The organism is Anaeromyxobacter oryzae (assembly GCF_023169945.1).
GTDB lineage: Bacteria > Myxococcota > Myxococcia > Myxococcales > Anaeromyxobacteraceae > Anaeromyxobacter > Anaeromyxobacter oryzae.
Window position 1 is genome coordinate 6,051,967 of the sequence record NZ_AP025591.1, and the last position, 15,696, is coordinate 6,067,662.

The 15,696-nt window shown below is 75.1% G+C and carries 15 protein-coding genes; 10 read left to right on the forward strand and 5 right to left on the reverse strand.

Annotated features, from left to right (window positions below):
* Positions 1-22: 22 nt before the first annotated feature.
* Entirely contained in the window at positions 23-667 is a 645-nt protein-coding gene (locus tag AMOR_RS26500) for a hypothetical protein (protein WP_248355722.1), read from the reverse strand.
* Positions 668-1,402: 735 nt separating this feature from the next.
* Positions 1,403-2,986, reverse strand: a complete 1,584-nt coding sequence (locus tag AMOR_RS26505; protein ID WP_248355723.1) for a phytoene desaturase family protein — start codon at positions 2,984-2,986, stop codon at positions 1,403-1,405.
* 82 nt (positions 2,987-3,068) lie between these two features.
* Between AMOR_RS26505 and AMOR_RS26510 the strand changes: the two genes are divergently transcribed.
* The 7 genes from AMOR_RS26510 (at position 3,069) to AMOR_RS26540 (ending at position 9,532) form a co-directional block, all read left to right on the forward strand.
* Complete coding sequence (locus AMOR_RS26510; protein ID WP_248355724.1) at positions 3,069-3,662, forward strand: TetR/AcrR family transcriptional regulator; 594 nt, start codon at positions 3,069-3,071, stop codon at positions 3,660-3,662.
* Positions 3,663-3,749: 87 nt separating this feature from the next.
* Positions 3,750-5,018 carry a TIGR04013 family B12-binding domain/radical SAM domain-containing protein gene (locus AMOR_RS26515; protein ID WP_248355725.1) on the forward strand — a complete coding sequence of 423 codons (1,269 nt, stop codon included), beginning with the start codon at positions 3,750-3,752 and terminating at the stop codon, positions 5,016-5,018.
* Between the two features lie 69 nt (positions 5,019-5,087).
* A complete protein-coding gene (locus AMOR_RS26520; RefSeq protein WP_248355726.1) occupies positions 5,088-5,702 on the forward strand; it encodes a hypothetical protein in 615 nt (204 codons plus the stop codon).
* Entirely contained in the window at positions 5,699-6,676 is a 978-nt protein-coding gene (locus tag AMOR_RS26525) for a 4Fe-4S dicluster domain-containing protein (RefSeq protein ID WP_248355727.1), read from the forward strand. Before AMOR_RS26520 ends, AMOR_RS26525 begins: the two co-directional genes overlap by 4 nt.
* Positions 6,677-6,686: 10 nt before the next feature.
* On the forward strand, positions 6,687-7,958 hold the full coding sequence (gene dsrP / locus AMOR_RS26530) for a sulfate reduction electron transfer complex DsrMKJOP subunit DsrP (protein WP_248355728.1): 1,272 nt from the start codon (positions 6,687-6,689) through the stop codon (positions 7,956-7,958).
* Positions 7,959-7,987: 29 nt separating this feature from the next.
* Positions 7,988-8,281 carry a c-type cytochrome gene (locus AMOR_RS26535; RefSeq protein WP_248355729.1) on the forward strand — a complete coding sequence of 98 codons (294 nt, stop codon included), beginning with the start codon at positions 7,988-7,990 and terminating at the stop codon, positions 8,279-8,281.
* Positions 8,282-8,365: 84 nt separating this feature from the next.
* Complete coding sequence (locus tag AMOR_RS26540) at positions 8,366-9,532, forward strand: acyltransferase family protein (protein WP_248355730.1); 1,167 nt, start codon at positions 8,366-8,368, stop codon at positions 9,530-9,532.
* 15 nt (positions 9,533-9,547) lie between these two features.
* Here the strand turns inward: AMOR_RS26540 and AMOR_RS26545 are convergent, their stop codons facing one another.
* The 3 genes from AMOR_RS26545 to AMOR_RS26555 are packed head-to-tail and all read right to left on the reverse strand — an operon-like array spanning position 9,548 to position 13,318.
* Complete coding sequence (locus tag AMOR_RS26545) at positions 9,548-10,519, reverse strand: YheT family hydrolase (RefSeq protein WP_248355731.1); 972 nt, start codon at positions 10,517-10,519, stop codon at positions 9,548-9,550.
* 9 nt (positions 10,520-10,528) lie between these two features.
* Positions 10,529-12,715, reverse strand: coding sequence for a tRNA guanosine(34) transglycosylase Tgt (tgt, locus tag AMOR_RS26550; RefSeq protein ID WP_248355732.1), 2,187 nt, complete (start codon positions 12,713-12,715; stop codon positions 10,529-10,531).
* 6 nt (positions 12,716-12,721) lie between these two features.
* Positions 12,722-13,318 carry a tRNA-uridine aminocarboxypropyltransferase gene (locus AMOR_RS26555; protein WP_248355733.1) on the reverse strand — a complete coding sequence of 199 codons (597 nt, stop codon included), beginning with the start codon at positions 13,316-13,318 and terminating at the stop codon, positions 12,722-12,724.
* A gap of 220 nt (positions 13,319-13,538) precedes the next feature.
* Here AMOR_RS26555 and AMOR_RS26560 point away from each other — a divergent pair, with 220 nt between their 5' ends.
* From AMOR_RS26560 to AMOR_RS26570, 3 genes are all read left to right on the forward strand, one after another.
* Positions 13,539-14,084 carry a DsbA family oxidoreductase gene (locus tag AMOR_RS26560; protein ID WP_318653878.1) on the forward strand — a complete coding sequence of 182 codons (546 nt, stop codon included), beginning with the start codon at positions 13,539-13,541 and terminating at the stop codon, positions 14,082-14,084.
* Positions 14,085-14,118: 34 nt separating this feature from the next.
* A complete protein-coding gene (locus AMOR_RS26565) occupies positions 14,119-15,126 on the forward strand; it encodes a D-cysteine desulfhydrase family protein (protein WP_248355734.1) in 1,008 nt (335 codons plus the stop codon).
* 136 nt (positions 15,127-15,262) lie between these two features.
* Positions 15,263-15,652 (forward strand): ACT domain-containing protein, encoded by a 390-nt coding sequence (locus tag AMOR_RS26570; protein ID WP_248355735.1) that lies wholly within the window; start codon positions 15,263-15,265, stop codon positions 15,650-15,652.
* Positions 15,653-15,696: the final 44 nt, after the last annotated feature.

Genomic DNA, 15,696 nt, shown 5'->3' on the forward strand with positions numbered 1-15,696 from the left:
GGTCGGTCGAAAGTCGCGTCCGCTATCGCCAGCTCAGCTCGTCCCACCGGCCCTGGTCCCACGACAGGGCACCGCTCGACGCGAGCGGCCACGGGTGACAGCTCGTGCAGGCCCCGGCGATCCCCTGGCCCTGGAGATGCGCGCCGTGGCAGCTCCGGCAGTCCAGCGCGCCCGGCGCGCGCTCCGCGTACGCGGTCCACGCCGGGCCGTGCACCGCCGGATCGGTGAAGTTCGGATGGCCGGAGCGCACCGCGCCGAAGGTCGCGACCACGTACCGGTCGGCGCGGCCCGACAGCGTGCAGTCGCCCTCGCCGCTGCAGTCGCCCGCCCAGCCCAGGAACGTGAACGGCCTCGCGGGGCTGAGGCTCGAGTCCGCGCCGCTCGGCGCGGCGTGCAGGACGACGGTCGCGGGCGAGGGGAACTCGGCGGCGCACAGGCCGAGCCGGTTCCCGGCATCGTCGACGCCGCAGTCGAGCTGCCCGTCGTCCGTGTAGACGCGGCCGCCCTGGATCTGGAGCGCGGCGCTGGTCTGGCCGTTCTGGACCAGCACCCGGAACGTTCCCTCGGAGACGCCCTTGCGCGCGCCGTCGCCCGAGACGCCCGTCTTGCTGCACGCCGCCGTGATCGCGAGGAGCGCGAGGGCGCCCCAGCTCTTCCGGTGGATCATCTCCCCCTCGATCCCGCGTCGCCGGAGGCCCGGGCGCGCAGGGTGACGCCATCCACGAACCGGCGGTGAGCCGGCGGCCGCCGGGCGGCGCGCCGGGACTTCGTTGGGACACCACGATCCGCGCTGCTCCCGGATCCGCGCGGATCGCGACGGGCCTGGACGGCGAGCAGCGTGGAGGGGCGCATCGTCTCCCGACGCCGTCCTCCCGGCCATCCCACGTCCTCGGGCTGGGAGTTGTCCCCGGGTCGCGGGTGCGTCGCGGGTCGCGTGCGCGCCTCGGTTTCCGCGCGGAGGTGGTTGCCTCGCCAACCGGTCTCGCCGGCGGCACGTCCCGCGAGTTCGGGACGGCGCTGCCGGCCGCACGACGCCGCGTCCTCGAGGTCCTGCGCTCCGCCGGGCGGCCGCCCCAGGCGCCCATGAACTCCCTCGCGCTTCAAAGGACCGGTTTGCGGCAACTACCGCAAGATCGCCCGGCTCGCGCTGGACGTCGTGGCCGGCGCGGCCGAGACGGACCGCGCTTCCACCCCGGCCTACTTCGAGCAGCACCTGCCGCTCTGCCTCGAGAACACCCGCGGGAGCATCTGGCTCCGGCGCCGCGGGTGAGACGCGGCGCGCGGGGCGTCCACGCGCGCCGCCACGACCCCGCCGAGCACCCGCAGCGGTCCCGCGGAGCCGGGCGCTCCCCCCGGCGGGAGCGGCGGGCGCACCTCGCCGCGCCCCCCGGCCCGCCCCGACCTACGCCGCGGCACGCGCCCGCTCCGGCTCGGCCGTTGCCACCCGCGACGCGGCCGAGAAGATCCGCCCCACGCCGAGCGGGCCCATCGCGGCGCCCGCCGCGAGCGCGCCGCCCATGAACGCGCCGACGACGCCGAGCGACGCCGCGTCCGCGCCCGCGAGGAACAGGCCTCGCACCGGCGTCCGGACGCCGTGAGCCGGGTCCCGGAAGCGCTCGGGCGTGGCGGGGGCGCCGTAGATCCGGCCGCCCGCGTGACCGGTGAAGTGCTCGACGGTGACGGGGGTCGAGACCTCCTGGTAGGCGACCAGGTCCCGGAAGCCGGGGTGCCGCCGCTCCACGAGGTCGAGCAGCGCCGTCGCCATGCGCGCCTTCAGCGCCTCGTACTCCTCGCCGCGGTGCAGCCACGGCCGGTCGCGCCACCGCGCGAACGCGCTCCCGTCCACCATCGCCAGCACCTCGGCGGTGTGCGCTCGCGCGAGCGGGTCCTTGAGGGAGGGGAACGAGAGGTACGCCGCGGTCGCGCGGCCGCGGAGGAGCTCGTCGCGCGCGTCCCAGATCGCGTCGTGATCCGCGACCTCGAACATCCAGTGGTTCTCGCCCCGGAAGCCGAGCCGTGCCGGGCTCTCCTTCAGCCCGAGGTAGAGCGTGACGGACGACGTGCCGCCGCCGGCGGCGCTCCGCGGGCCCCCGCGCGCGAGGAGGCGCCCGTAGGTCGCCGCGATGCCCGCGTCCGAGATCACGACCGGCGCGCGGAAGGTCACCTCACGCTGCCGCCCGCCCTCGGTGGCGAGCGCGGACACGCCCGCGACCCGCCCGCCCTCGACCTCGATCGACACGACCTCGTGGTTCACGCGGCAGCTCCCGCCCGCGGCCTCGACGCCGGCGAGGAGGGTGCGCGCCATCGAGCCCGCGCCGCCCGCCGGGTACCAGGCGCCGCCGAGGTAGTGCGTCGCGACGACGGCGTGCATCGCGAACGCGCTGCGGGACGGCGGGAGGCCGTAGTCGGCCCACTGCGACGCGACGACGGCCCGGAGCAGCGGATCGCGGAACGTCTGCGCCACGACCTCGCCGGTGGTGCGGAGCGCCGCGGCGCGCCCGGGCAGGGCGAGGAGCGCCGACGCCGGACGGGGCAGGGCGCGCCCGAGGAAGTACCGCCCCGCCCACGCCGCCGCCCGCCGCAGCTCCCGGAACCACCGATCGATCGCGTCGCGCTCGGCGGGGAATGCGTCCTGGAGCGCGCGGCGGTACTCGTCCTCGCCGTCCGGGACGTCCAGCGCGAACCCGGGGTACTCGAACCGCTCGAACGGCGACGGCATCCGCTGCCACCCGAGCGCGCCGCCCGACGCGAGATCGAACAGCCGCCGCGCCGGCTCGCCCTCGCCCATGCCGCCCACGTAGTGGACGCCGACGTCCCAGGCCCACGCGCGGCGGCGGAACGTGTGCGTGAACCCGCCCGGCTTGAAGTGCCGCTCGAGGACGAGCACGCGCTTCCCGCCGACGCGGGCGAGGAGCGTCGCCGCGGCGAGGCCTCCGATGCCCGAGCCCACCACGATCGCGTCGAACGTCTCGGCCGTCCGGTCCATGTGACCTCCAATCTTACCGATGGCAAGATGAGGCTAGCGCGCGATGTTGCCGTTGGCAAGATCGAGTGGCATGCTCCGCCCGATGCCGACCCATCCGCGGCCCTACCACCACGGGAACCTGCGCGACGCGCTCCTCGACGCCGCCGAGCGCCTCCTCGAGCGCAAGGGCGCAGGCGCGCTCGCGCTCCGGGCGATCGCCCGCGCCGCGCACGTGACCCACACGGCGGCCTACCATCACTTCGACGATCGGGAGGCGCTCCTGCGGGCGCTCGCGGCGCGCGGGTTCGACCGCTTCGCGGCGGCGCTGGCGTCGGCGGGGCAGCGGGCGCCCCCCGAGCGCGGCTTCCTCGAGGTCGGCGTCGCGTACGTGCGGTTCGCCGCCGAGCACCCCGCGCTGTTCCGGCTCATGTTCGGAGCGGAGGTGGCCCGGGGCCGGCGTGCCGACGACGCACTCGGCGCGGCGAGCGATCGAGCGCTCGGGGTCCTCCTCGACGGCGTGCGCGCGAGCGCACCGGGGCTCGACGAGGCTGCCGTCCGTCGCAGGGCGGCCGCCGCGTGGGCGATCGTCCACGGCCTGTCGGGCCTGCTGCTCGACGGCCAGCTCGCGGCGCTCGGGCTCGGCTCCGAGGACCCGGAGCGGGTCGCGCGGGAGATCCTCTCCGGCGAGCCGACGTAGCTCCTCTCGACCGCCCCGCCGGCGCTGCGGGCTCGACGACGGCGCCGGTTTGCGGCCCGCCCGCGCTCGCGTCTACGCTCCCGGCTCGTGGTCTCCCTCGTCCTCCACTACCGCAGGATCGCCCGGCTCGCGCTCGACGTGCTGCTCGGCGCCGTCGAGACCGACCCGGCGACGGCGCACGTCCCCGTCGAGCGGGCGGAGGGCCCGGACGCGCTCGTCGCCGTCATCCGCCGGCACGCGGCCACGGGGCGGAGACCGGTCGTCGGGTGGTCCTTCTACAGCGCGAGCTTCCCGGAGGTCGCCGCGGAGCTGGCCCGGGTCCGGGCCGGGACCGCCGGGCTCGACGCGCTGCACGTCGCCGGCGGCCCCCACGCGAGCGCCGATCCGGAGGGCACGCTCGCGGCCGGATTCGACCTCGCCGCGATCGGGGAAGGGGAGGCGACGCTCCCGGCGCTGCTCGCCGCGGTGGCCGAGGGTCGCGCGCCCGGGACGGTCCCCGGGCTCGCCTGGCGCGAGGGCGACCGCGTCCGGACCAGCGGGCGCGCCGCGCCGGTGGACCTCGACGCCGTCCCGCCGTGCGCGCCTCGCGCAGGGCGCATCGGCCCCCTCGAGATCACCCGCGGCTGCGTTTGGGCCTGCCGCTTCTGCCAGACACCGTTCCTCTTCCGCGCGCGGTTCCGCCACCGCTCGCTCGAGAGCGTCCGCCGCTGGGTCCGCTTCCACGCCCGGCTCGACGCCCGGGACGTCCGCTTCCTCACGCCGTCGGCGCTGTCCTGGGGATCGCCGGGCGCGGGGTGCGATCTCGAGGCCATCGAGGCGCTGCTCGCGACGGCGCGCGAGGAGGCGGGGCCGGCGCGGCGCCTCTTCTTCGGCAGCTTCCCGTCCGAGCTCAGGCCCGAGCACGTGTCGGAGCGCGCGCTCGCGCTCGTGCGGCGCTACTGCGACAACGACGCGGTCATCGTCGGCGCGCAGTCCGGCTCGGAGCGGCTCCTCGCAGAGATGGGCCGCGGGCACGGCGTCGAGGACGTCCGGCGCGCGGTCGCGCTCGCGCGCGACGCGGGCTTCACCGTCAGCGTCGACTTCGTGTTCGGGCTCCCCGGCGAGACCGGCGACGACCGGGCCGACACCCGCGCGCTCCTCCGCGAGCTCGCGGACGGCGGAGCCCGCGTCCACGCGCACGCCTTCATGCCGCTTCCGGGGACCCCCTGGGAGGCAGCCGGGCCGGGACGGATCGATCCGGAGACCGGCGCGCTCCTCGATCGGCTCGCGTCGCGCGGCCGCGCCCACGGACAGTGGAAACGGCAGCAGCGCCTGGGGTTCTCGGCGGGCAAGGGCGACCCAAGTGAGTCCCTGTAAGGGTTGATTTGCGTCAACTGACCTCGGTCAAGCCCGGCGTAGCTTCGCGGCCATAGGAGGGAGCCGCGAATGCTCCATCGCTGGATGCCCTGGTCGACGGCCGCCGCGCTCGCAGTCCTCGTCGTCGCCGCAGCCGCCCGCGCGGAGGCGCCGAAAGGGCCGCCGGCCATGAAGGCTGACGCGAGGCCGGAGCGGAAGCCGGAGGCCCTGGTCGAGGCGGAGGCTCCCCCGTTCTCGGAGGGCATCTACCCGTGCTCCGCGTGCCACGAGAGCATGGAGAAGAACGCGACCCGGCGCGAGCTCGGGTTCCACGACGAGCAGCAGTCGGTCTTCGCGCACGGCACCCCGGACCGCTGGTGCCTCGATTGCCACGACCTGCAGAACCGCGACGTCCTCCGCCTCGCGAGCGGCGCCACCGTGCCCTTCACCGAGTCCTACCGGCTCTGCGGGCAGTGCCACGGGGACAAGTACCGCGACTGGCGCGCCGGCATCCACGGCAAGAGGATCGGCCACTGGGACGGCCAGAAGACGTACTTCCTGTGCGTGAACTGCCACAACCCGCACTCGCCCCGCTTCAAGGGCGTGCAGGAGGTGGTCGCGGACGGGAAGAAGACCGTCGCCCCGACGCTCACGTTCATCAAGCCCGAACCGCGGCCGGTCCGGCCGGAGGAGCAGCGCCGATGAGCCCGAAGAGGAGCCTGCCCGTGCTCGGCGCATCCACCGGCGACGTCGATCCCCGGCCGGCGGCAGAGGCCGCCGTCGGCGACGGCCCGATCGACCCCGCCCGCCGCGCCTTCCTCCGGACGGCGGCGGCCGGCGTCGCGGTCTCCGCGCTCGCGTGCAGCGGCGCGCCGGACATGGAGGACTTCCTCCGCAAGCACTTCCGCGAGCTGTCGCCGGACGAGCTGAAGAAGGTGCTCGCGAAGGTCGAGAAGCGGAACCAGCAGCGGTTCGGGAAGGGGACGCACGTCTCCGCGGAGGGGCCGCGCCCCGGCGTCGAGTTCGGGTACGGCCTCGACATCTCGCGCTGCGTCGGCTGCCGCCGGTGCGTGTACGCGTGCGTGAAGGAGAACAACCAGTCGCGGAAGAACCCGCAGATCCACTGGATCCAGGTGCTCGAGATGGAGAAGGACCGCGGCGTGGACCTCGCGCACGCGAACCTCTACTACGAGGCCGACGCGGTGCCGCGGCCGGGGAAGTTCTACTTCCCGGTGCAGTGCCAGCAGTGCCGGAACCCGCCCTGCGTGAAGGCCTGCCCGACCCAGGCGACGTGGAAGGAGAAGGACGGCATCGTCGTCGTCGACTACGACTGGTGCATCGGGTGCCGCTGCTGCATGTCGGCGTGCCCCTACGGCGCGCGGCACTTCAACTGGGCGCAGCCGAACCTGCCGCCGGAGGAGCTGAACCCCGAGCAGCACTACCTCGGGAACCGCCCCCGGCCGAAGGGCGTCGTCGAGAAGTGCACCTTCTGCATCCAGCGGACGCGGGCCGGGCGCTACCCGGCGTGCGTCGAGGTCTGCCCCGTCGGCGCCCGGAAGTTCGGGAACCTGCTCGACCCGGAGAGCGAGATCCGCAGGGTGATGGAGACGAAGCGCGTCTTCGTCTTCAAGGAGGAGCTCGCCACGCACCCGCAGTTCTACTACTTCTACGCGACCTAGCGAGGCGCCGATGTCCGGGATCGTCGAGTTCGGGAGAGGCTGCATCCGCCAGGTGCTCATCGGCGGTCGCGCGTACAAGGCGTGGATCGTGTTCCTGCTCCTGGCGATCGGGGTCGGCGGGGTCGCCTACGTCCGGCAGGCCGCGACCGGCCTCATCGCGACCAACATGCGCGACGACGTGTCGTGGGCCTTCTACATCGGGAACTTCACGTTCCTCGTGGGCGTCGCGGCCGCCGCGGTGCTGCTCGTCATCCCTGCGTACGTCTACGGGTGGAAGCCGCTCAAGGAGGTCGTGGTCCTCGGCGAGCTGCTCGCGATCAGCGCGCTCACCATGTGCCTCCTCTTCATCCTTGTGGACATGGGGCGCCCGGACCGGTTCCTCCACATCATGCCGTTCTTCGGGACGCCGAACTTCCCCAGGTCGATGCTGACGTGGGACGCGCTCGTGCTCCACACGTATCTCTTCGTGAACCTCGCCCTCGTCCTGTACCTGCTCTACAAGACCTACCGGGGCGAGTCGTATGCGAAGAAGATCTTCCTCCCGCTGGTCCTGCTCTCGATCCCGATCTCGATCTCCACGCACACGGTCACGGCGTTCCTCTACAACGGCATGGCCGCGCGCCCGTACTGGAACGCGTCGATCCTCGCGCCGCGCTTCATCGCTTCCGCGTTCTGCTCCGGGCCGGCGGTGATGATCATCCTGTTCCAGATCCTCCGCCGGACGAACGACTTCCCGATCAAGGACGAGGCGATCTGGAAGATCGCGGAGCTCATGAGCTACGCGATGTTCCTGAACCTGTTCCTGCTCGGCGCGGAGCTGTTCAAGGAGTACTACTCCGCCACCGAGCACCTCGCCTACACGCAGTACCTCTGGGGCGGGCTCCACGACGTGACGGGCGCGCCGCACACGGCGCTCGTGCGCTACGCCTGGATCTCGCTCGTCTGCAGCGTCGCGGCGTTCGGGCTGTTCCTCGTGCCGCGCACGCGGAAGGACTACCGGACCCTGAACCTCGGCTGCCTCCTCATCTGGGCGGGCGTCTACATCGAGAAGGGGATGGGCCTCATCATCCCGGGCTTCACGCCGTCCACGCTGGGGCAGATCTACGAGTACACGCCGACCGGCACCGAGTGGGCCATCGCCCTCGGCGTGTTCGGGATCGGGTTCCTCGTGTTCACGTTGCTCGTGAAGATCGCGGTGCCGATCCTCGTCGGAACGTTCCGGGCGCCCGAGCGCGCCCACGCTGCGCCCCCGGCGGCGGTCGCCGGGGCTCCGTCCCCGTAGGTCCACTCGCACCTCGACTGGAGATCACCATGAAGCGCCTCGCCCTCGCTCTCGCCCTGCTCGCCACCGCCGCCGTCGCCCGCGCCGACGAGGCCCCGGCGCTCTTCTCGCAGAAGTGCGCCGTCTGCCACGGCAAGGACGGGAAGGGGACCCCCGCCGGCCAGAAGATGGGCGCGAAGGACCTCACGGCCTTGAAGCTCTCGCACGAGGACCTCGTGAAGGACATCTCGAACGGCCAGGGCAAGATGCCCGCGTTCAAGGGCAAGCTCACGGACGCCCAGATCGAGTCGCTCGCGAAGTACGTGAAGGGCGGCCTCAAGTAGTACGGGGTGGGACCCGCGGCCCGGCGGCCGCCTCGGGCTTCGCGAGGCAGCCGCCGCGGCCGCGCCGTGCTATACCCCGGCGCGTTGTCGCCTCCGCAGCCCAGCTCCGCCGCCGCGGTCTCGTCTCCCGGCGCGATCTCCCACCTCGCCGCGGTCGACCCGCCCGGGCCCGCGCTCGCCCGCGCGCCGCGCATCGCGGCGCTCGACGCCGCCCGCGCGCTGGGCGTCCTCGCGATGGTGGTGGGGCACACGCTCGACGCGCTCCTCGCCGCGGACGTCCGTGCCTCGCCGGCGGTCGCGGCGTACTGGAAGGCGCGCGGCCTCACGGCGCCGCTCTTCCTCATGGTGTCCGGCTGGGCGGTGACGGTCGCGATCGGTCGCGGCCGCGCCGCCGGGCTCGCCATCCCGCGCGGCCGCCTCCCGCGCGTGCTGCTCCTCCTCGCCGTCGGCGCCGCGCTTCGCTGGCCGGGGTGGGACGTCCCCGGGCTCCTCGCGCGCGCGCCTGCGCCCTGGACGCACCTCCTCGCGTTCGACGCGCTCCACACGATCGCGCTCTCGCTCCTCGGGGCCGCCTGCCTGCTCGCGCTGCCCTGGGACCGCCGCGAGCGGGTCCTCGCGTTCGTGCTCGTCGCGGTGCTCGCGGTGTCGCTCGGGATGCGCGCGCCGGCGCCGCTCGCGCCGGCGCCGTCGGCGATGCATGCGCCGGGGCTCGGGCTCGCGCTGCAACAGGCGGCGGGCGGCACGTCGCCGTTCCCGCTCTTCCCATGGGCCGCGTACTTCTTCGCGGGGGGCGCGCTCGCGCTGCTCGCCGGCGGGGGCGGGGGCCGGCGCGCCGGAGCGATGGCGGCGGTGGGCGCGGCGCTCGTCGTCGCGACCTTCTGGACCGGCGTCGGCGCGATGCCGCCCGCGGACCCGCGCCTCGTCCTCTTCCGGGTCGGCGTGATCCTCGTGCTCCTCGCGGCGCTGTCGCTCGTGCCCGCCGCGGCGGCAGCGCGCGTCGCGCCGCTCGGGCGCGCCTCGCTCGGCGTCTACGCCCTCCACCTGCCGGTCGTGTACGGCTGGTCGACGCACGCGGGGCTCGCGGGGCGGATCGGGCCGAGGCTCTCGTTCGGCCACGCCGTCGCCGTGGCGCTCGCGGTCCTCGCCGCGAGCTTCGCCGTCCACCACGGGATCGTCGCCGCGCGGCGCGGGGCGGGCGCGCTCCTCCGCCGCGTCCGGTCGCCGGCGCTCGCGCCGCCCGCGGGCGGGTAGCGCCGCTGCCCGGCCTCAGCGCCGCGCCGCGTCCGCGAGGAACGCCGCCGCGCGGGCCTCCGCCCAGAAGCTCGGCCAGAACGGCGAGCCCGCGACGAACGCCACGTGGCCACCGACCTCCGTCGCGACGAGCGTGACGGCCGGATTCGCTCCCGCCGCCTCGACCGGCACGCTGTCGCCCGGGACGATGGGATCGTCGATGGCGGCAACGAGCAGGAGGGGGCGGCGCACGCCGCGCACGAACTGCCCGGACGAGCAGCGCGTCCAGTAGTCCTCGGCGGAGGCGAACCCGTGCAGCCGCGCGGTCACGACCGCGTCGTAGGCCGCGAACGTGCGGGCGCCGAGGATCGCCGCCGGGTCGAGGCTCTCCGGGAACCGCCGCGCCTTCGCGAGGGCCTTCGCCCGGAGCCTGCGGAGGAACCGCTCCCGGTAGACGAGGTTCCAGAAGCCCGGGGCGTCGAGCGCCCGCGCCGCGCGGGCGAGGTCGAAGGGGACGGAGATGCCGGCGCCGCCGCGGACCTCGGCCGGGAGGTCGTCGCCGCGCTCACCGAGGTACTTCACCACGACGTTCCCGCCCAGGGAGAAGCCGCCGATGACGATCGGGCGGCCGGGGCGCGCCGCCGCGAGGCGCCGGACGACGTGGTCGAGGTCCCCGGTCTCGCCCGAGTGGTAGAACCGCGGGAGCCGGTTCGGTGTCCCCGAGCACCCGCGGAAGTTCACCGCGATCGGCGCCAGCCCGGCCCGGAGCGCGAGGCCGGCGAGGCCGCGCACGTACGGCGCGCGCGACGAGCCCTCGAGCCCGTGCAGGATGACGAGCGCAGGCGCGTCCGGCGGCGGCGCGCCGAGGAAGTCGACGTCGAGGAAGTCGCCGTCGGGCAGCTCCCAGCGCTCGCGCCGCGCCCGCGGACGCGGGCCGAGGCGCGCGACGCTCGCGAACACCGTCATCGCGTGGGCGCCGGGGAGCCAGCGCGCGGGCGCGTAGTCCATGGCGTGCCGTCAGCGGAACTGCGGGTGCGCGCGGATCCGGTCGAGCGCGTCCGCGGGCGCGTCCGGCGGGAACGGCGCGCTCGAGCGCTCGAGGCGCTCGAGCCAGCGCCGGTCGAGCGGGCGCGCGACGAGGTCCGGGGCCGTCGCCGCGGCGGTGGTCTGCTCCTTCGGCCCGCTCGCGTCGCCGGCGCCGACCCAGAAGCCGGCGAGGAGCAGCGCGGCGCGGGTCGCCGTCGCGGTGCTGTAGGTGAACAGCGCCGCGCGAGGCCCGGAGCGCGCGAAGGCGGCGGCGAACGCCGCTGCCGTCCAGAGCTCCGGGTTCGCCTTCGGGCTGAAAGGGTCCCAGAACACGAGGTCGGCGCGGACCTTCTCGCGGGGCAGCGTCTCGAGGACGTCTCCCCGGACGAGCCGCCAGCGCGTGCGCGGCCCCTCGTGACAGCCGGTCGCGAGCAGCGTCCGGGCCGCGTCGCGCGCGAACTGCTCGAGCGCCAGCCGCTCCGCGCCGTCGTCGGTCGCGGCGAGCGCGAGCGCGCCGGTGTCCTGCTCGAAGCTCACGACCTCGAGCCCGCGGCCGCCCGGCGGCGCGCCCCACGCCGCCCGCAGCGCGGCGAGCGCGTTCGATCCCGCGCCGAGGCCGACGTCGAGGAGCACGAGCGGCGGCCCGGGCTCCGCGAGGCGATCGCGGAGGCGGGACTGCGCCACGTACAGGCGCTCCGACTCGACCGCCGGGCCGATGACGGGGTGCATGACCTCGCCGGAGAGCGCGTCGCGGACGGCGGGGGCTCCGAGGGAGGTGAGCACCAGGTGGAAGCGCGACGTGCTCTCCCCCGTGCCCGTGCCCGTGACCGTGACCGGGCTCTCGTGCCCGTGACCCGCCTCCCGTGGCCCGTGGCCCGTGGCCGAGGATCCTGGACCCGGGCCAGGGTCCACGGGCCATGGGACCGGGGACCCGGGGACGGGAGAAGCCGGGTTCGCGTCCGGGTCCGGGGTCGGGGCAGTCCCGTCGCCCGGGACGAAGGCGCTCGCCGACGGGATCCCCTCCGGCACCCGCCGCCGCCCCGGAGGCCTTCCGCTCGCGTCGTGCTCGTGCCGGTCGATCGCCTCGAGCTTCTCCTGCGCGAACGCGCCGTAGCGCCCCACCTCGATGGCGGCCCGCGCCTGCCGCATGAGCTCGAGGTAGTGGTGGACGTTGTGCACCGAGAGGAGCCGAGGGCCGAGCGGCTCGCGGCACTTGAGCAGGTGGTACAGGTACCCGCGGCTGTGGCGGCGGCAGGTCGCGCACCCGCACGCCGGGTCGAGCGGCGCGTCGGAGAGGCGATACTCCGAGCGCGTGACGCGGACGCGGCCCGTCCCCGTGAACGCGGTGCCTTGCCAGGCCATCGTGGTGGGCAGCACGCAGTCGAACATGTCGACGCCGCGCCCGATCGCCTCGAGGATGTCCGCGGGCGTCCCGACGCCCATGAGGTAGCGCGGGCGATCCGGAGGCAGGAGGTCCGCCGTGCGCTCCATCACGTCGCCGCGCTCCTCGCGCGTGTCGCCCACCGCGAGCCCGCCGATGGCGAACCCGTCGAACGGGTGCTGCACGAGGAAGGCGGCCGACTCCGCGCGGAGCGCCGGGTCGAGGCCGCCCTGGACGATGGCGAACAGCGCCTGCTCCGGGTCCTCGCGTGCGGCGAGGCTCCGGAGCGCCCACCGGTGGGTCCGGTCCATCGCCTCGCGGATCTCCGCGGCCGGCGCGGTGGACGGGAGGCAGACGTCGAGGACCATCATCACGTCGGAGCCGATCGCGGTCTGCATCGCGATGGACGACTCCGGCGTGAGCACGTGGATCCGGGAATCGACGTAGCTCTTGAAGCGGGCGCCCTGCTCGGTGACCGTCCGGTCCCGCGCGAGCGAGAAGATCTGGAAGCCTCCCGAGTCGGTGAGGACCGGCCCGTCCCACCCCATGAACCGGTGGACGCCGCCGAAGTGGCGCATCGCCTCCGGGCCGGGCCGGAGCAGCAGGTGGTACGTGTTCGCGAGGATGATCTCCCCGCCGAGCGCGACGACGTCCTCGGGCGTGAGGCCGGTGACGCTGGCGCGCGTGCCCACCGGCATGAACGCGGGCGTCTCGACGCGTCCGTGGCGCGTCACGAAGGCGCCGCGGCGGGCGCGGGTGCCGGGATCTCGGGGGCCGGGGTGGAAGCGGAAGGACATGGTCGATCAACGCTCGGCGTGGACGGCCTCGGGCGAAATGCCGTCGGGCATCCCCTTGAGCCGGAGGACGCGCTCGACGGCGGTCGCGTGGAGGGCGAGCAGGCGCTCGGCCGCCTCGCCGGCGCCGAGGACCGCGAGGGCGCCCGCCATCGCCTCCAGGGTCGACATCCCGTCGCCGCGGTGCGGACGGCGGAGGCGCTGCCCCGGCGGCGGTCCGGCCAGGGCGAGGCGCGGCAGCGTCCGGAGCACGGGGACCCGCTGCACCATCCGGCGCGCCTGGCTCCAGGTGCCGTCGGGGACGACCACGAGGCGCGGGGGGACCGTCGGGGGCGGCGCCGGGGCCGGGGCGGGGAAGAGGACGAACGTACCCGGTGCGGAGAGGTGGGACAGGTCGGGCGGGGCCTCGGGCAGGCCGTGGTCGACGATCTCGGTCCCGGGCAGCGCGAGCGCGGCCCACCGCGCGGTGTTCGTGAGCCGCTCCCGTTCGCTCGCGTGCCGCAGCACGAGGAAGCGGCAGGGCGCGTCGAGCCGCGGCACGAGCGGGCAGAGGCAGAGCTCGGGCGGAAAGCGGCAGCGCTCGCAGCGGGAGGGGGAGGCCTGCACGGAGGTGCGGATCTAGCACGCCTCCGGGCGGAGCGCCGCACCGGCCTGTGCGGGGGCGCGCGGCGCGACCGGCGGCGGAAGCGACCGGTCCCGACCGACGAGGGGTGGTGCGGGCCCGCGCGTCCGGTTACCAGAGGGACCGATGAGCACCGCGCTGCGACTCTTCTCCGACTTCGTCTGACCGTTCTGCTTCGTCGCGGAGCGCAGCAGCCTGGTCAGGCTGCAGGAGGAGTTCGATCTCGAGCTGACGTGGGTGGGCTACGAGCTCCACCCCGAGACGCCCGCGGGCGGCGTCCCGCTCGCGTCGTGGCTGCCCAACGCGGACGCGATGCTCGGGTACGTGAAGACGTTCGCGGAGGGGTTCGGCATCCCGGACCTCGCCCCACCCACCCGGCTCGCGCCGACGCGCCGCGTCCTCGCCGTCGCGCGGCTCGCGCGCGAGGTCGGCCGCCTCGACTCCCTCCGCGTCGTCGCCTTCGATGCATACTGGCGGCGCGGCTGGGGCATCGAGAGCGACGAGGACCTCCGCTGGATCGCCCGCGAGGCGGGGGTCGACCCGCAGGCGGCGCTCGCGGCGGCCTCGGACCCCGCGCGGCTCGCCGACGTCGCGGCCGCGCGGCGGGAGGCGATCGCGGCCGGCGTCACGGGCGTACCCACCTTCGACTTCGTCCCGCTCGCGGGCCGCGAGCCGATCCGCGTCGTCGGCTGCCAGCGGTACGAGGTGCTCGCGGACGCCGCTCGCCGGGCCGGCGCGGCGCACCGCTGAGCAGCCAGATCACGTCCGACCGTCCGAGGTGCGCATGGATCTCCCCGCGGTGAACCTGCCGGCACGCGTCTCGCTCGCGCGGCTCCCCACGCCCGTCGAGGCGTCGCCGCGGCTGGGTGCCGCGCTCGGCCTCGAGCTCCTGTACAAGCGCGACGACCTCACCGGCCTCGAGCTGTCCGGCAACAAGGCGCGCAAGCTCGAGTACCTCGTGGCCGCCGCGGAGGCGGAGGGGGCGGACACGCTCGTCACCTGCGGCGGCGTCCAGTCGAACCACTGCCGCGCGACGGCCTTCGCGGCGGCGAAGCGCGGCCTCCGCGCGATCGTGCTGCTCCGGGTCGTGGACCCCGCGCATCCACCCGCCCCCGAGGCGAACGTGCTCCTCGACCGGCTCGCGGGGGCCGAGATCCGCTGGGTCTCCCACGAGGAGTACCGGCGCCGGACCGAGGTCCTCGCCCGCGTGGCGGACGAGGCGCGCGCCGCCGGGCGGCGGCCGTACGTGATCCCCGAGGGCGGCTCGTCGGCCCTCGGCAGCCTGGGGTACGTCCTCGCGATGGCGGAGCTGCGGGCCCAGCTGCCGGCGGCGTGGCGCGACGGGTCGCTCACGATCGCGTACGCCGCCGGCTCCGGCGGGACCGGGGCCGGGATCGAGCTGGGCGTGCGGCTCCTCGGGTGGCGCGGGGCCCATCCGCTCGGGTTCGCGGTCTGCAACGACGAGGCGTATTTCCGGGCGACCATCGCCGGCATCTGCGCCGACGCCCGCCGCCGCTGGCCGGCGCTGCCCGAGGTCCGGACGGAGGAGATCGCCGTCGACGACCGGTTCATCGGCCCCGGCTACGCGCAGGCGACCGCGGCCGGCCTCGAGATCATCCGCCGGGCCGCGCGCGAGGACGGCGTGCTGCTCGATCCCGTCTACACCGGGAAGGCAATGCTCGGGCTCGCCGCGCGCGCCGCGGAGGCGGGCGGGCTCCCGGGGCGGCGGGTCGTGTTCCTCCACACCGGCGGGGCCTTCGGGCTGTTCCCGTTCGCCGCGGCGCTCGCGTAGTGGACGGAGCGGCGACACCGGCTGCACGTCTCGGTGGCGCGCCCGCCCCCGGGGCCCCTATGGGAGGAAAAGCCGTTCACGCGTTCGTCAGCTCCCCCGCCGGGAGCAGTGCGCGTGCCACCAAGGAGGGGTCACCGTGCCCAGGGCGAAGCAGATCTCGGCGTGGGTGGAGGATCGCCCGGGCATGCTCGGCCAGGTGGCCGACGCGCTCGGCGAGAAGGGCATCAGCATCCGCGCGTTCATGGCGACCGCGATGGACGGGCGCGGGTTCGTCCGCGTCGTCGTGGACAAGCCCGCGGCGGCCAAGCGGATCTTCGCGAAGCACGGCTGGAAGACCACCGAGGACGAGGTCGTCGAGGTGACGATCGCGGACCGGCCCGGCGCGCTCGGAAACGTCGCCGACCGGCTCGGCGCCGCGGGCGTCAACGTCGCGTACGCCTACGTCGGCACCGCGAAGAGCGCCTCCAAGGTGAATCTGTACCTGGCCGTCCCGGACGTGAAGGCGGCGCTCCGAGTGCTGCGGTGACGAGCAGCAGCGTGCCGCGATGCGGCGCAGAGGCTAGGTTCGAG

What these genes read in the sequence shown, in the direction of transcription:
- AMOR_RS26500 (WP_248355722.1), bottom strand. Translation starts at nt 667, where the DNA reads ATGATCCACCGGAAGAGCTGGGGCGCCCTCGCGCTCCTCGCGATCACG.
- AMOR_RS26505 (WP_248355723.1), bottom strand. Translation starts at nt 2,986, where the DNA reads ATGGACCGGACGGCCGAGACGTTCGACGCGATCGTGGTGGGCTCGGGC.
- AMOR_RS26510 (WP_248355724.1), top strand. Translation starts at nt 3,069, where the DNA reads ATGCCGACCCATCCGCGGCCCTACCACCACGGGAACCTGCGCGACGCG.
- AMOR_RS26520 (WP_248355726.1), top strand. Translation starts at nt 5,088, where the DNA reads ATGCTCCATCGCTGGATGCCCTGGTCGACGGCCGCCGCGCTCGCAGTC.
- AMOR_RS26525 (WP_248355727.1), top strand. Translation starts at nt 5,699, where the DNA reads ATGAGCCCGAAGAGGAGCCTGCCCGTGCTCGGCGCATCCACCGGCGAC.
- dsrP (WP_248355728.1), top strand. Translation starts at nt 6,687, where the DNA reads ATGTCCGGGATCGTCGAGTTCGGGAGAGGCTGCATCCGCCAGGTGCTC.
- AMOR_RS26535 (WP_248355729.1), top strand. Translation starts at nt 7,988, where the DNA reads ATGAAGCGCCTCGCCCTCGCTCTCGCCCTGCTCGCCACCGCCGCCGTC.
- AMOR_RS26545 (WP_248355731.1), bottom strand. Translation starts at nt 10,519, where the DNA reads ATGGACTACGCGCCCGCGCGCTGGCTCCCCGGCGCCCACGCGATGACG.
- tgt (WP_248355732.1), bottom strand. Translation starts at nt 12,715, where the DNA reads ATGTCCTTCCGCTTCCACCCCGGCCCCCGAGATCCCGGCACCCGCGCC.
- AMOR_RS26565 (WP_248355734.1), top strand. Translation starts at nt 14,119, where the DNA reads ATGGATCTCCCCGCGGTGAACCTGCCGGCACGCGTCTCGCTCGCGCGG.